A 13,436-nucleotide genomic window follows, 5' to 3' on the forward strand; every position below is an offset into this window, starting at 1 on the left:
TCCAAATTCAGGCCCGGTCACGTCCAGTGAATATCGGCCCCTCCCGCCAAGGCCGTCCGGGCCTGCGCCGGACTTTCATAGGGCACGGAATTGTCGTCACAGAACGCCATGACCCACGAATCGTCAAGCATCAGAAACTCGAGCACAGACATCAGGAATTCAGGCTCTGCGGCGCGGTCACGAAGATCTGTGATCGACGCCCCGGTCGAACCCAGAAAAACTGGCAGCAAATCGTCATTGCCGGCAAGCCAACCCAGCGCATTCAACGCCAGCGTCTCGGCATTTTCGGAGGATATCGTCATAAATCTCTCGAACGGCGGCAGTTGGAAAGGGTTTGTTAACCAGAGTCATAAACACTTTGGCAACACATTCAACCAACGGTGAAAGCCATGTCCGTGCAGGGAACCATCCTGGTTCTTGATGGGGTCTCGACCAATCGCATCATGCTAAAGGTGCAGCTGACGGCTGCCTGGTATCAGGTGGCGCAGGGCAACAAGCTGGCTGGCCTGCCCGCCTTGGTGCGGCGTGTACAGCCCGATCTGGTTCTGACGGCGATGACATTGGCGGACGGCACCGCATCGGAGGTGAAGAAACTGGTCCAGTGCGATCCACAGCTTCGTGATGTTCCCGTCGTCGCGATCGCGCAGCACAATGATAAGACCGCCCGGTTGCGCGCCCTTTCGGACGGGCTCGACGACGTTCTGCCGTATCCCTTCAAGGACACATACCTATTGGCGCGAGTCCGCAGCCTGCTGCGTGCACGCGCCGAAACGCAGGACCTGCGCGGCAGGAATGACGTGCAATCCATCGGCTTTTCCGAGGCGCCCGACCCGTTTGTCGCGCGTACCCGCACCGACCGGATCGCCATTCTGGCTCGCTCGGCTTCACGGGGTGCGATATGGCGCCGCGCGCTGGCTGAGCTATCCGGTCAGACGATCTCGGCCCACACCATTCCCAACCTGCGCGGCTTGCTGTCGGGTTCGATCCCGGACGCCATCGTCGTGGACCTGGATCGCGACGCTCAGGACTTGAACCTTCTGACCGACCTCAAGTCACGCAACGGTACCCGCAAGACCGCGGTGATCGGCGTCATCGCGGATGACAACGCGGCTCTTGCCGCCGACGCGCTGGACCGGGGCGCCGACGCGATCTGCATGGGCGGGTTCTGCGCGCACGAGGTTTCGCTGCGGATCGGCGCGCTGATCGCGCGAAAAGCGCAGGACGATCACATGCGGGCGGCGCTTCGGCGCGGGTTGGAAGACTCTCTGATCGACCCTCTGACCGGGCTGAACAACCGCCGGTTCGCACTGTCTGCTCTGGCCCGGATCATGGCGCGATCGAGGGAAACCGGCCGGAGCTATGCGATCATGCTTGCCGACCTGGATCATTTCAAATCGATCAATGATCGGTTCGGCCATGCTGCCGGCGATCAGATTTTGATCGAGGCCGCGAAGCGTATGAAGCGCAACTTGGGCGCGGGCGCCTTTTTGGCCCGGATCGGCGGCGAAGAGTTTCTGATCGGGATGCCCGACACTACCGAGGCCGAGGCCAAAAGAAAAGCGGACGAGATCTGCACCCGCATTTCTGCCACGCCTTTTGTCCTGCCTGATGTGCCCACGCGGCTGACCGTTACAGTCAGCGTCGGCCTGAAACTGTGCGACCCACACACCAATCCGATTGCTGAGGGTCCCGGCGCAGCGCTCAGTCTGATCAAGTGCGCCGATCAAGCCCTCTACGCCGCCAAACGGTCTGGTCGCAACCAAGTGAGCCTGAGCGCCGCCTGACGGGGCTAGTGTTCGCGACCGGGCTTGCGCGAGCGTCGATCCTTGACCACCTGTTCGAGACGATCGGCATAGGCCTTCCGCTCGGCGTCGGTCATTTTCGTCACACGCGACAGCCATTTTTTCTGTAAGTTCGACTGGATCAGGGCAGTTGTGGCCGCCTGCTCTTTCAGAACGTTCTCGACCAAGACCGGATCGAAAGGAACTGCGCGCAGGGCTTCGCCCAGCTCGGCAAAATCCTGGGCGCGTTGCCTGGCCCCGCGCCTGTGCTCATCGAACAATTCATCTCGCAAGGCTTTTCGGTCAGTTTCGGGAAGAGCCCGGAACAGAGCCGGCCCGAACCCTGGGGGGACATCGACATGATCGCCACGGAACCGCAGGACGGCGCCCAGCAACACACCGGCAACCAACAGGTTCAGACCCAACGAGGCCACCAGAAGAATGGTCATCCAGCGGCGCGGTTGCTTGACGGTTTCGGTCATTCCAATTCCTCCAGAAAGGTGGGTTCCAACCCCATATTCGCCACCAAGTAGGATGTGTCCTGCGATACGAAGTAGCTTGCCGGATCAGGCAGGTACGAGGGCGCGGCAAACCCCACCCAGACCCCTGCGACGCTTGCAGCCATCAGCCCGCCCAGACCCTGCCACCCGCCCAGCTCGTCGTACAGGCTGCGGATCAGACCACGGTCTGCGGGCACGGCCGGTCGCGACCGTTCAAGACGTACCGCCTCGGCATCGGTCAGGATGCGAACGGCCAGATCGTCCGGCAATTCAGGGCTGCTCCGCCGCGCCTCGGCGAACAGCAGGTCCAGATCCGTGTCATCATCTGAAGTCGTCATATCCCAACTCCTCTCGTCGACCCGACAGGATTGCTGTCAGCGTCCGTTTTCCCCGAGCCACCAGGCTTTCCACCGCTTCGACCGAGATTCGCATGATCTGGGCAATCTCGGGGTTCGACAATTCTTCGATATGCCTCAGAATCACTGCCTGACGCTGGCGTTCCGGCAATTGCTCCAAGGCCCCGTTCAGGGCGTTCAACCGGGCCTTCTGCTGCATCTGTTCGACAGCGCCCGCGCTGTCATCCTGAGGTTCAGGGGTACCGTCGAGCGCGTCCGCCGACTTTCTGCGACGCAGGTCGATGCACAGGTTCAGGGTCACCCGGTACAGCCAGGTTGAAACCCTTGCCTGCCCCGGCACCCAATCCGGCGCGACCTTCCAAAGGCGCATCATCGCCTCTTGGGTCACGTCTTCGGCCTCGGCGCGGTTGTTCAACATGCGCAAGGCCACCGAGAAACAGCGCGGCCCCAGCCGATCGGTAAGCACCCGCGCCGCCGCCGCGTCGCCATCGGCGAACAACCTCAGCAACCGCTCGTCGCTCAGGTCTTCCGCGGCGACTCGGTCGCCGCGGAACTTTTGCGCTGAGGAGGTCAGATCCTCCATCCCGCATCACTTGTCGTCTGCGCCGGGACGACCACCTTTCCTGTGGTGCCGCCCCATCCGGTCCTTCGCATCCGCGAACTCCTCTTCGGACAACGACCCGTTCCCGTCCGCGTCCATCCGGTCGAACATCTTGTCAGCCCGGCGCGGCTTGGGCAACTCATCCTCGGTCAAAAAGCCGTCCTTGTCGGCATCATGACGCGCAAACATGTCCGTCACGCGCGCGTCGGCTTTGGCCTGTGCCGCGGCCTGCATTTCCTCGACGCTCAGCTTGCCATCCCCATCTGCATCCATCGTGGTGAACTTTTGCGTGCGATGTTCTTCCATCTCGGCCTTGGTCACCTGGCCGTCGCCGTTCGCATCCAGGTCCTGGAAACTGATGGGGGCATGATCCCGCGGACCTTTCGCCAAAGCCGATGTCCCGGTGATCGCAACCGCAGACAGAACGATGGCAGAGATGAATTTTGCGCTTTTCATTGCTCGGTTCCCTTATGTTGCCGCGGCCCTGTGCCGCTGCTTACATCTGTTCAAACGCCGCGCCGTGGGGTTTCCGTCGCGCTGACGAAAATTTTTTGTCGAAAAATTCGGATTGCGGGGTCATATATTCGGAAACGGCACGCGCAAAGCGACGCACCCCCCTTTCCGGGCGGCCCAAACAAGCGCAATATTCATCCAAATCCGAGCGCGAGTATCAAGATGACAGACCAAACTGTGGAAATCATGGCCCATGACGATCGGCCAACTTGGCCGGCCTTGGTAAAGGGGTTCCGTTGCAAATGTCCAAATTGCGGCAAAGGGCAGCTGTTGCACAGCTATCTGAAGGTGAATGACACCTGCAACGAGTGCGGTCAGGACCTGTTCCACCACCGGGCGGATGACGGCCCGGCCTATCTGACGATCCTGATCGTCGGCCACCTGCTGGCCCCGGCGTTGCACGTGTCCTATGTCCACTTCCGGCCGGACCCGCTGACCATGGCGCTGATGTTCTCGGTGGGCTGTGTGGCGTTGTCCTTGTATCTGCTGCCGCGACTCAAGGGAGCAGTCGTCGGGTTTCAATGGGCTCGGCGAATGCACGGGTTCGGCGACTCGAAATGATTTGGCCGCGGGCTTGATCCGAACATGACCGTAGACAAATCTGCCATTCGCGACGCAGCAACCGTGATCGTGCTGCGCGATCGCCATGAAAAGCCGGCGATCCTGATGGGCCAGCGCGGCGCAGCCGCGGCCTTCATGCCGAACAAGTTCGTGTTTCCCGGCGGCGCGGTCGACCCCGAGGATGCCCGTGTGCCGCTGGCCGCGCCCCTGCCTAATATCTGCCACCAACGCCTGGCCGATCAGGCCCCCAACGGCCTGCAGACAGCATTGGCGGCAGCCGCGATCCGCGAGTTGTGGGAAGAAACCGGCCTGATCCTGGGGGTTCCCGGGCAATGGCCCGGACCTGCCCCGCAGGACTGGATCAGCTTCGCTGAGCGCGGGTTCCTGCCTTCGGCGCAGCCCTTGCAGTTCGTGTTCCGGGCAGTCACGCCACCGGGCCGGCCGCGCCGGTTCGACGCGCGGTTCTTTCTGGTGGATGCTGACGCCATCGCCAACGATCCGGACGACTTCAGCCAAGCCTCTGACGAGCTGTCGCACCTGCAGTGGATCCCGCTGGATCAGGCCCGCGATTTCGACCTGCCCTTCATCACCGAGGTGGTGCTGGCCGAGGTCGAAGCACGGGTCACCGACCCGGCCCCGCCAGCTTCGGTGCCCTTCTTCCTCAACAACGAGGAAGCCAGCCTGTTCCAGCGTCTCAAAGGCCGCCCGATGCCCGAAACGGGCTGAGGCCAGATCACTTCATCCGGCTGATCACCACAGTCACTTCGGGCTTCTTGCCGATCTCGATCTGGGCGCTTTGGCGCACGATGCGGCGCATGGCCTCTTCCAGCTTGTCGTCGTCGCGCAGCGTCTTGACGTCGGCCCGCATCAGGAACTGATTCAGGTCCTCTTCCAGCACCTCGACCAGCCCGGCACGCGACGCGCCGGTTTCAGGCAGGCCCATCGTATCGCACCAGGGCTCGCCCAGGGGCTCGTCGTCTTCGTCCAGGATGACGGTCACGATCACATGCCCGTTCAGCGCCATGCGGATGCGGTCGCGCACCACACCGTCCAGTGCCCCGACCTTGACCGAGCCGTCCAGGTATGTGCGCCCGGTTTCGACATAGTCGACCACCTGCGGCGCGTTCCCCGACAGGTCCAGCATGGTGCCGTTGACGGCCAGCACACCAGCCCGTCCACCGGCCTCGGCCAGCTTGGCATGTTCGCGCAGGTGCCGGTGCTCGCCATGCATCGGGATGACCATCTGCGGGTCGACCAGCGCATGCACCCGTTCCAGATCCGGGCGGTTGGCGTGGCCGGATACATGATACAGCCCATTGCTGTCATCGACGACGTCCACGCCTTTCTCGCTCAGTTGGTTCATGATGCGGATCACGCCGCGTTCGTTACCCGGAATGGTCTTGGATGAAAACAGAAACAGGTCGCCCTCTTTCAGCTCGATCCCCCGGTATTTGCCACGCGCCAGCTGTGCGCTGGCCGCACGGCGTTCCCCCTGGCTTCCGGTGACGATCAGCATCAGGTTCTGGCGCGGCAGGTCCAACGCCTCTTCGGCGCTGACCACGCGCGGGAAATCGGTCAGAATCCCGGTTTCGGTGGCCGTTTCGATCATCCGCCGCATGGCCCGACCCAGCAGCACGACCGACCGCCCGGCCCGGTGGCCGGCCTCGGCGAGAGTTTTCACCCGCGCCACGTTCGAGGCGAAGGTTGTTGCCACGACCATCCCGCTGGCCTGCTCGACCAATTGAGTGATGGCGGGCCCGACCTCGGATTCCGACCGGCCGGGATGGGGCGAGAACACGTTCGTGCTGTCGCAGACCAGCGCCTTGACGCCGGGTTTTGCCACCTCGGCCCACAGGGCCTCGTCAAAGGGCTCGCCGACCACGGGGGTCGTGTCCAGTTTGAAGTCACCCGAATGCACGATGCGCCCGGCGGGCGTGTCGATCACCAGCGCGGCGCTTTCGGGGATCGAGTGCGACACCGGCAGGAACCCCACGGTGAAAGGCCCGGCTTTGACCTGCTCGGGCCAGGCCGAAACGGTGCGCACCGCATCCTCGGGGTGGCCAGCCTCTTCCATCTTCTTGCGGGCGATGTTGGCGGTGAATGCCCGCGCATGGATCGGCGCACCCAGCATTTCATGGCACAGCGCCACGGCGCCGACATGGTCTTCGTGTGCGTGGGTGATGAAAATCGCCTCGAGCCGGTCGGCGCGTTCTTTCAGCCACGAGATATCGGCATAGATCAGGTCGACGCCCGGCGTGGTGTCCATGTCGGGGAAGGTCACGCCCAGATCAACCAGGATCAACCGTTCCTCGCCGGGCGCGCCATATCCGTAGACATAGGCGTTCATGCCGATTTCACCCGCGCCGCCCAGCGGCAAATAGATCAGTCGTTCACTGCTCATGCCGAGCCATTTTCCTTGTTGTAGCGATGGATCACGGTTAGACCGTGCATCGTCAGATCATCTTCAATTGCGTCAAAGCCCACATCGGCCTGATCGAACAGCGGGGCAAGGCCGCCGGTTCCGACAACCTTCATCGGCATGCCGTATTCGGCCTTGATGCGGGCGATCAGGCCTTCGATCAGGCCGGAATATCCCCAATACACGCCCGACTGGATACAGCCAACCGTATTCGTACCGATCACCTTGTCGGGCCGCGACACATCGATATGCGGCAGCGCGGCAGCGCCTTGGTGCAGCGCCTCGAGGCTGAGGTTCACCCCCGGCGCGATCACGCCGCCGACATAGGCGCCATCAGCCGCGACCACGTCAAAATTGGTGGCGGTGCCAAAATCCACCACCACGACGTTGCCGCCATGACGGTCGAAGGCACCCGCGGCATTGGCCAGCCGGTCCGGGCCGGGAATCGTGCCTTCATCAATCCGCGGCGGAACCGGCAGCAGGCAATCGGGCTTGCCCACGACCAACGGCCGGCATCCAAAGAACCGGTCGGCAAAGACGCGCAGGTTGAACACCACCCGCGGCACGGTCGAGGCGATGATGACATCGGTAATGTCGGCCTCGATCCCGTAATGTTTCACCAGGGTGGAATACCAGGTGAAATAGGCATCGGCCGTGCGCGCATGGTGGGTCGAGGTGCGCAAGGTGCACAGGAATTTCTCGCCATCCCAGATCGAGAACACGGTGTTGGTATTGCCGCAATCAATGGCCAGAAGCATCTGCGCCCCTTTCAGAAATAGACGTCTGCCGCCGGAATGCTGACCCGGCCCTTGGCGGTGTTTAGGACAAGGTTGCCGCCCGCGTCCACCGTTTCAAAGGTTCCGACGGTCTCGGACGTGGCGGTACGGGCCGTGATGACCTTGCCCAGCTTTGCGGCACGAGACAGCCAGGCCGTGCGGATGGGCTCGAATCCATAGGTCGTGAACTGCGCCTCATATCGGGCATAGGCGGCGGCCAGTTCCGTCAGGAAATCCTCGGGCAGGACCTGAGCGCCGGTTTCCGACAGCAGCGAGACCGGTCGCAGCGCGCCGGGCTCGACGGTGTCGGGCGCAGGAGCGTCAGCCAGGTTCACCCCGATGCCGATCGCCAGATGCGACACGCCGCGCCCCTGCCCCGTGCTTTCCAACAGAATGCCCGCCAGTTTGCCGCCGTTCAGCAGCACGTCATTGGGCCATTTCAGCGACATCCCCGCCGCCCGCCCGGTCACCGAGACCACAGCATCGAACAGCGCAAGCGCCGCAACAAAGCTGCGCAGCGCCGCCTGTTCCGGGTTGCCTTCGGGGCGCATCAGCAAGGTTGCGGCCAAATTCCCCTTGGGGTTGGCCCAGACCCGGCCGCGCCGCCCCCGCGCGGCCGTCTGGTGATGCGCCATGATCCAGACCGGCCCGGTTGCGGTGGGCGCGATACGGGCGGCCTCGTTCAAGGTGCTGTCGACCTCCTGCACGACGTGCAGGCCATATCCCTTGGGCCAGTCACTCATCGCAAAAAGGCCCGGTCCTGCGACCGAGCCCCTCTGTTTCGTACGGACAGCAGATCAGTTGACAAGCGTTGCCGCGGCGGCGGTGGCCGCGCCCTCGATCCCGAACTGATAGAATACGCCGATCAACATCAGCGCCGCCGACCCCATCAGCGCCGCCCATAGAACGGGCGACGACCGAGTGTCGATCGGGTCTTCGTTCTCGTCCCCGAAATACATGTAGAACACGATCCGTAGATAATAGAACGCACCGATGACCGACGAGATGGCCGAAACGATGACCAACCCGATCAGGTCGGCATCGACACCGGCCTGCCAGACGCCCAGCTTGGCAAAGAAACCCAGCATCGGCGGCACACCCGCCAGGCTGAACATCAGGATCAGAACGGCGAGCGCCTTGCCCGGGTCACGCTTAGAAAACTGGCGCAGAGCGTCGATGTCGGTCACGGGCTTGCCGTCGCGCTCCATCATCAGGATGAAGGCAAAGGTGCCGATGTTCATGGTCACGTAGATCGCCAGATACATTAGCATCGCCTTGATCCCCAGCGCCGTGCCCGCCGCCAGACCGATCAGCGCATAGCCCATATGTGCAATCGACGAATAGGCCATCAGCCGCTTGATGTCGCGCTGACCGATGGCCGCGATGGCGCCCAACAGCATCGACAGGACCGACAGCAGGACGATCACCTGCTGCCAGTCGGCGACCGCGCCGCCAAAGGCGTCATGCAGCACCCGCGCGAACAGACCCATGGCCGCAACCTTGGGCGCAGTGGCGAAAAACGCCGTGACCGGCGTGGGCGAGCCTTCGTAGACATCCGGCGTCCACATATGGAACGGCACGGCCGACACCTTGAACGCCAGCCCCGAGATCAGCAGAACCAGCCCGATCAGCAGGCCGACCGAGACCTCGCCATGATGCACCGTAGACACGATCCCCGAAAACAGCGTGGTCCCGGAGAAGCCATAGACCAGCGACGCCCCGAACAGCAGCAGGCCCGAACTGAGCGCGCCCAGCACGAAATATTTCAGGCCCGCCTCGGTCGATTTGGCGCTGTCGCGGCGCAGCGCGGCCACGACATACAGCGACAGAGACTGCAGCTCGAGCCCCATGTATAGCGACATCAGATCGCCCGCGCTGACCATCATCATCATGCCGACCGCTGCCAGCGCCACCAGCAGCGGATATTCGAACCGCAGCATGTTGCGGCGCGCCATATAGTCCTGGCTCATGACCAGAACCGCGGCCGCCGACAACAGGATGGCAACCTTGGCAAAGCGCGAGAACCCGTCATCGACGAACATTCCGTTGAAGGCTACGTTCGTGCCCTCACCGTTTGCCGCGATCCAGAAGGCCAACACGGCCATCAGTCCCGCCGTGGCCCAGATCAGCACGGGGGCCAGCGCGTCTTTCGAGGTGTAGACCGCCCCGATCAGCGCCACCATCGCATAGATCGCCAGAATGATTTCCGGCAGGATTACAATCAGATCAGCCTGGATCATGTCTCCAAAGCTCCCTTAGTGCGAGGCGACTTGGGTCGCGGCCTCGGCCGCGGCCAGAGCCGTGTCATAGTTCGAAATCAGCGCGGCGGTCGAATTGCCGATCACGTCCGTAACCAGCGACGGGTAGACCCCCAGCAGAATGGTCATGACGATCAGCGGCGCAAAGATCAGGCGTTCGCGTGTGCTCATGTCGGTGATCGACTTGAGGCTTTCCTTGATCAGGTCGCCAAAGACCACGCGGCGATACAGCCACAGCGCATAAGCTGCCGAGAAGATCACACCGCTGGCCGCCACTGCTGTCACCCAGGTGTTGACCTGGAAAGTGCCCATCAGCGTCAGGAATTCGCCGATAAACCCGCTGGTGCCCGGCAGGCCTACATTGGCCATGGTGAACAGCATGAACACCAGCGCATAAGCCGGCATGCGGATCACGAGGCCGCCATAGGCCTCGATGTCGCGGGTGTGCATCCGGTCGTAGATCACACCGACGCAAAGGAACAGCGCGGCCGAAATGAACCCGTGGCTGAGCATCTGGAAGATCGCCCCGTCGATGCCCTGCTGGTTGGCGGCGAAGATGCCCATGGTCACAAAACCCATATGCGCGACCGAGGAATAGGCGATCAGCTTTTTCATGTCCTCCTGCACCAGCGCCACCAACGAGGTGTAGACCACGGCGATGGCCGACAGCCACAGGACCACATCGGTCATCACGGCCGAGCCGACGGGGAACATAGGCAAGCTGAAGCGCAGGAAGCCATAGCCACCCATCTTCAGCAGGATCGCCGCCAGCACGACCGAGCCCGCCGTCGGCGCCTGAACGTGGGCGTCAGGCAGCCAGGTGTGCACGGGCCACATCGGCATCTTCACCGCGAATGACGCGAAGAACGCGAGGAACAGCAAGGTCTGCATGCCGCCGACGATGTGGACGCCCAGCACGCTGAAGCTCTCGGACGAGAACTGGTGCGTCATTAGCGCGGCAATGTCGGTGGTGCCAGCGTCGGCATACATCGCCACCATCGCCACCAGCATCAGAACCGAGCCGAGGAAGGTATAGAGGAAGAACTTGAAGCTGGCATAGATCCGGTCCTTGCCGCCCCAAATCCCGATGATCAGGAACATCGGGATCAGCCCGGCCTCGAAGAACAGGTAGAACAGCACCAGGTCCAGAGCCATGAATACGCCCAGCATCAGCGTTTCCAGCAGCAGGAAGGCAATCATGTATTCCTTGACCCGGTCGGTCACGTTCCAGCTGGCCAGGATGGTCAGCGGCATGATGAAGGTGGTCAGCAGCACGAACAGAACGCTGATGCCATCCACGCCCATCTTGTATTTCAGGCCCATCAGCCATTCGCCCTCTTCCACCATTTGAAAGCCGGTGTTCGAGGGGTCGAACTCGGTATAGATACCGATCGAGACCAGAAAGGTGACCGTGGTTGCTACCAGCGCGATCCACTTGGCATTGCTTTGAGCTGCCGCATCCTTCCCGTGCAGGAACAGCGCCATCAGACCGGCGGAAATGGCCGGAATGAATGTGACAATGGATAGGATATTGTCCATCAGTGTGCGCCTCCGCCGATCGACATCCAGGTAACCAGGGCTGCGATGCCCAGAACCATCCAGAAGGCGTAAGTGAAGATGTAGCCCGTCTGCGCCTTGCCTGCGAGGCGGGTGAAGAAGGGAACGACGCCCATTGCTACTCCGTTCAGGAAACCGTCGATCACCTTGCCGTCACCGCCCTTCCACAGGAACCGGCCCAGGGCCACAGTCGGTTTGACAAGGATCGCGTCGTAAATTTCGTCAAAGTACCACTTGTTCTTGAGGAACAGGTACAGCGGACGCTGGTTCTCGGCCAGGCGGCTCGGCAGCGCCGGGTTCACGATGTAGAACAGGTAGGCCAGTCCAAAGCCCAGAACCATTGCGATGAATGGCGAGATCTTGACCCATTTCGGCGCAGCATGCGCGTCGTCCAAAACATGGTTGTCCGGCGCGATGTACAGCGCGCCCTCGCCCGGTTTGCCGACAAAAGCATAGTGGTGGTCGCCGCTCTTGGCCTTGTCACCGTGCGTAGCTTCGTCGTCATGAGATTCTGTGGCATGCGCGTCGTCGCCATGATCATCGGCCTTGGCATGGTCACCGGCCTCGGCATGCGCCTCGGCAACCGGAATGCCATAGAACTTGCCCACCTGATCGGCGTGACCGAAGAAGTTGTTGTACCAGATCATGCCCGCGAACACGGCGCCCAGCGACAGAACACCCAGCGGCACCAGCATGACCATCGGGCTTTCATGCGCGTGCTCATGCGTGTGCTTGTCGCCCCGCTCCTCGCCATAGAAGGTCAGGAAGATCAGGCGCCAGCTGTAGAACGAGGTCATCGCGGCGGCGATCACCAGCGCCCAGAAGCCAAAGGCCGACCCGCCGGCATAGGCGCTTTCGATGATGGCGTCCTTGGACAGGAAGCCGGCAAAGCCGATCGTGGTCAGCGGGATGCCGACGCCTGTGATGGCCAGCGTGCCGATCATCATCGCCCAGAAGGTGTAGGGGATTTTCTTGCGCAGGTTGCCATAGTTCATCATGTCCTGTTCGTGATGCATGGCGTGGATCACCGAGCCCGCACCAAGGAACAAGAGCGCCTTGAAGAAGGCATGCGTGAACAGGTGGAACATCGCCGCCGAATACATGCCCACGCCCGCGGCCACGAACATGTAGCCCAGCTGCGAACAGGTCGAATAGGCGATCACGCGCTTGATGTCGGTCTGCACCAGACCCACGGTCGCGGCAAAGAACGCGGTCGAGGCCCCCAGCACAGTGACGAACCCGGTCGCACCCGGCGCGAACTCCATCAGCGGCGACATACGGCAAACCAGGAACACACCGGCCGTCACCATGGTGGCGGCGTGGATCAGCGCCGACACGGGCGTCGGGCCCTCCATCGCGTCCGGCAACCAGGTGTGCAGGATCAACTGCGCAGATTTGCCCATCGCACCGATGAACAGCAGCACGCAGACGACCTCGACCGCAGACCATTCGCCCCACAGGAAAGTCAGCTGCGTTTCCGCCAGCTGGGGTGCGGCAGCAAAGATATCCGAGAAGTTGATGCTGTCGGTCAGGAAGAACAGCGCAAAAATCCCCAGCGCAAAGCCGAAGTCGCCCACACGGTTGACGATGAACGCTTTCATCGCCGCCGCATTGGCCGAAGGTTTGCGGTAGTAGAAACCGATCAGCAGGTAGGATGCGACGCCCACGCCTTCCCAGCCAAAGAACATCTGCACCAGGTTGTCCGCCGTTACCAGCATCAGCATGGCGAAGGTGAAGAAGGACAGATAGGCAAAGAAGCGCGGCTTGTAGCTTTCGCCCTCGCGCCACTGCGGGTCGTGATCCATGTAGCCGAACGAATAAAGGTGCACGAGCGCCGACACCGTAGTGACCACGATCAGCATAATGGCGGTCAGCCGGTCCAGACGAATGGCCCACGAGGTCGACAGCGAGCCGCTTTCGATCCAGCGCATGATCTCGATCTGCTGGGTCTGTCCATCAAAGCTGAAGAAGACGATCCACGACAGCAGACAGGCCAGGAACAGCAGGCCCGTGGCCGTCCACAGCGCGGCCTTTTCGCCGATGAATTTCCAGCCAAAGCCGCAGATCAGCGCGCCCACGAGCGGGGCAAAGAGGATTGTGGTTTCCATGATCCC

At 62.2% G+C, this 13,436-nt stretch carries 14 protein-coding genes; 3 read left to right on the top strand and 11 right to left on the bottom strand.

Annotated features, from left to right (window positions below; translation table 11 throughout):
- Positions 1–17 precede the first annotated feature (17 nt).
- Entirely contained in the window at positions 18–302 is a 285-nt protein-coding gene (locus tag AC2FNS_RS06955; protein ID WP_496712561.1) for a DUF3572 domain-containing protein, read from the bottom strand.
- Positions 303–389: 87 nt separating this feature from the next.
- Between AC2FNS_RS06955 and AC2FNS_RS06960 the strand changes: the two genes are divergently transcribed.
- Positions 390–1,784, top strand: coding sequence for a diguanylate cyclase domain-containing protein (locus AC2FNS_RS06960; RefSeq protein WP_496712562.1), 1,395 nt, complete (start codon positions 390–392; stop codon positions 1,782–1,784).
- A 5-nt stretch (positions 1,785–1,789) separates the two neighbouring features.
- Here AC2FNS_RS06960 and AC2FNS_RS06965 read toward each other — a convergent pair whose 3' ends face one another.
- The 4 genes from AC2FNS_RS06965 to AC2FNS_RS06980 are packed head-to-tail and all read right to left on the bottom strand — an operon-like array spanning position 1,790 to position 3,694.
- Positions 1,790–2,263, bottom strand: a complete 474-nt coding sequence (locus AC2FNS_RS06965) for a periplasmic heavy metal sensor (RefSeq protein ID WP_496686150.1) — start codon at positions 2,261–2,263, stop codon at positions 1,790–1,792.
- Positions 2,260–2,619: a hypothetical protein gene (locus tag AC2FNS_RS06970; RefSeq protein WP_496712564.1), complete on the bottom strand. Its 360-nt coding sequence runs from the start codon at positions 2,617–2,619 to the stop codon at positions 2,260–2,262. Before AC2FNS_RS06970 ends, AC2FNS_RS06965 begins: the two co-directional genes overlap by 4 nt.
- On the bottom strand, positions 2,603–3,220 hold the full coding sequence (locus AC2FNS_RS06975) for an RNA polymerase sigma factor (protein WP_496803804.1): 618 nt from the start codon (positions 3,218–3,220) through the stop codon (positions 2,603–2,605). The genes AC2FNS_RS06970 and AC2FNS_RS06975 overlap by 17 nt, the downstream gene beginning before the upstream one ends.
- Before the next feature lie 6 nt (positions 3,221–3,226).
- Positions 3,227–3,694 carry an EF-hand domain-containing protein gene (locus AC2FNS_RS06980; RefSeq protein ID WP_496682788.1) on the bottom strand — a complete coding sequence of 156 codons (468 nt, stop codon included), beginning with the start codon at positions 3,692–3,694 and terminating at the stop codon, positions 3,227–3,229.
- 219 nt (positions 3,695–3,913) lie between these two features.
- On the opposite strand from AC2FNS_RS06980, the gene AC2FNS_RS06985 reads away from it, so the two are divergent.
- Entirely contained in the window at positions 3,914–4,312 is a 399-nt protein-coding gene (locus tag AC2FNS_RS06985) for a DUF983 domain-containing protein (RefSeq protein ID WP_496686141.1), read from the top strand.
- Positions 4,313–4,336: 24 nt separating this feature from the next.
- A complete protein-coding gene (locus AC2FNS_RS06990) occupies positions 4,337–5,038 on the top strand; it encodes an NUDIX hydrolase (RefSeq protein WP_496686140.1) in 702 nt (233 codons plus the stop codon).
- Positions 5,039–5,045: 7 nt separating this feature from the next.
- On the opposite strand, the gene AC2FNS_RS06995 is transcribed toward AC2FNS_RS06990, so the two are convergent.
- The 6 genes from AC2FNS_RS06995 to nuoL are packed head-to-tail and all read right to left on the bottom strand — an operon-like array spanning position 5,046 to position 13,430.
- Complete coding sequence (locus AC2FNS_RS06995) at positions 5,046–6,713, bottom strand: ribonuclease J (protein WP_496803805.1); 1,668 nt, start codon at positions 6,711–6,713, stop codon at positions 5,046–5,048.
- Complete coding sequence (locus AC2FNS_RS07000; RefSeq protein ID WP_496686135.1) at positions 6,710–7,489, bottom strand: type III pantothenate kinase; 780 nt, start codon at positions 7,487–7,489, stop codon at positions 6,710–6,712. Before AC2FNS_RS07000 ends, AC2FNS_RS06995 begins: the two co-directional genes overlap by 4 nt.
- Positions 7,490–7,500: 11 nt before the next feature.
- On the bottom strand, positions 7,501–8,250 hold the full coding sequence (locus tag AC2FNS_RS07005; protein WP_496712568.1) for a biotin--[acetyl-CoA-carboxylase] ligase: 750 nt from the start codon (positions 8,248–8,250) through the stop codon (positions 7,501–7,503).
- Between the two features lie 54 nt (positions 8,251–8,304).
- The gene (gene nuoN / locus AC2FNS_RS07010; RefSeq protein ID WP_496686131.1) at positions 8,305–9,747 is read right to left on the bottom strand and encodes an NADH-quinone oxidoreductase subunit NuoN; all 1,443 of its coding nucleotides are present in this window, start codon (positions 9,745–9,747) and stop codon (positions 8,305–8,307) included.
- A 15-nt stretch (positions 9,748–9,762) separates the two neighbouring features.
- Complete coding sequence (locus tag AC2FNS_RS07015) at positions 9,763–11,304, bottom strand: NADH-quinone oxidoreductase subunit M (RefSeq protein ID WP_496713566.1); 1,542 nt, start codon at positions 11,302–11,304, stop codon at positions 9,763–9,765.
- On the bottom strand, positions 11,304–13,430 hold the full coding sequence (gene nuoL, locus AC2FNS_RS07020) for an NADH-quinone oxidoreductase subunit L (RefSeq protein ID WP_496797504.1): 2,127 nt from the start codon (positions 13,428–13,430) through the stop codon (positions 11,304–11,306). The genes AC2FNS_RS07015 and nuoL overlap by 1 nt, the downstream gene beginning before the upstream one ends.
- Between the last annotated feature and the right edge of the window lie 6 nt (positions 13,431–13,436).

The organism is Ruegeria sp. BHSA191 (assembly GCF_059613325.1).

What these genes read in the sequence shown, in the direction of transcription:
- AC2FNS_RS06955 (WP_496712561.1), bottom strand. Translation starts at nt 302, where the DNA reads ATGACGATATCCTCCGAAAATGCCGAGACGCTGGCGTTGAATGCGCTG.
- AC2FNS_RS06960 (WP_496712562.1), top strand. Translation starts at nt 390, where the DNA reads ATGTCCGTGCAGGGAACCATCCTGGTTCTTGATGGGGTCTCGACCAAT.
- AC2FNS_RS06965 (WP_496686150.1), bottom strand. Translation starts at nt 2,263, where the DNA reads ATGACCGAAACCGTCAAGCAACCGCGCCGCTGGATGACCATTCTTCTG.
- AC2FNS_RS06970 (WP_496712564.1), bottom strand. Translation starts at nt 2,619, where the DNA reads ATGACGACTTCAGATGATGACACGGATCTGGACCTGCTGTTCGCCGAG.
- AC2FNS_RS06975 (WP_496803804.1), bottom strand. Translation starts at nt 3,220, where the DNA reads ATGGAGGATCTGACCTCCTCAGCGCAAAAGTTCCGCGGCGACCGAGTC.
- AC2FNS_RS06980 (WP_496682788.1), bottom strand. Translation starts at nt 3,694, where the DNA reads ATGAAAAGCGCAAAATTCATCTCTGCCATCGTTCTGTCTGCGGTTGCG.
- AC2FNS_RS06985 (WP_496686141.1), top strand. Translation starts at nt 3,914, where the DNA reads ATGACAGACCAAACTGTGGAAATCATGGCCCATGACGATCGGCCAACT.
- AC2FNS_RS06990 (WP_496686140.1), top strand. Translation starts at nt 4,337, where the DNA reads ATGACCGTAGACAAATCTGCCATTCGCGACGCAGCAACCGTGATCGTG.
- AC2FNS_RS06995 (WP_496803805.1), bottom strand. Translation starts at nt 6,713, where the DNA reads ATGAGCAGTGAACGACTGATCTATTTGCCGCTGGGCGGCGCGGGTGAA.
- AC2FNS_RS07000 (WP_496686135.1), bottom strand. Translation starts at nt 7,489, where the DNA reads ATGCTTCTGGCCATTGATTGCGGCAATACCAACACCGTGTTCTCGATC.
- AC2FNS_RS07005 (WP_496712568.1), bottom strand. Translation starts at nt 8,250, where the DNA reads ATGAGTGACTGGCCCAAGGGATATGGCCTGCACGTCGTGCAGGAGGTC.
- nuoN (WP_496686131.1), bottom strand. Translation starts at nt 9,747, where the DNA reads ATGATCCAGGCTGATCTGATTGTAATCCTGCCGGAAATCATTCTGGCG.
- AC2FNS_RS07015 (WP_496713566.1), bottom strand. Translation starts at nt 11,304, where the DNA reads ATGGACAATATCCTATCCATTGTCACATTCATTCCGGCCATTTCCGCC.
- nuoL (WP_496797504.1), bottom strand. Translation starts at nt 13,430, where the DNA reads ATGGAAACCACAATCCTCTTTGCCCCGCTCGTGGGCGCGCTGATCTGC.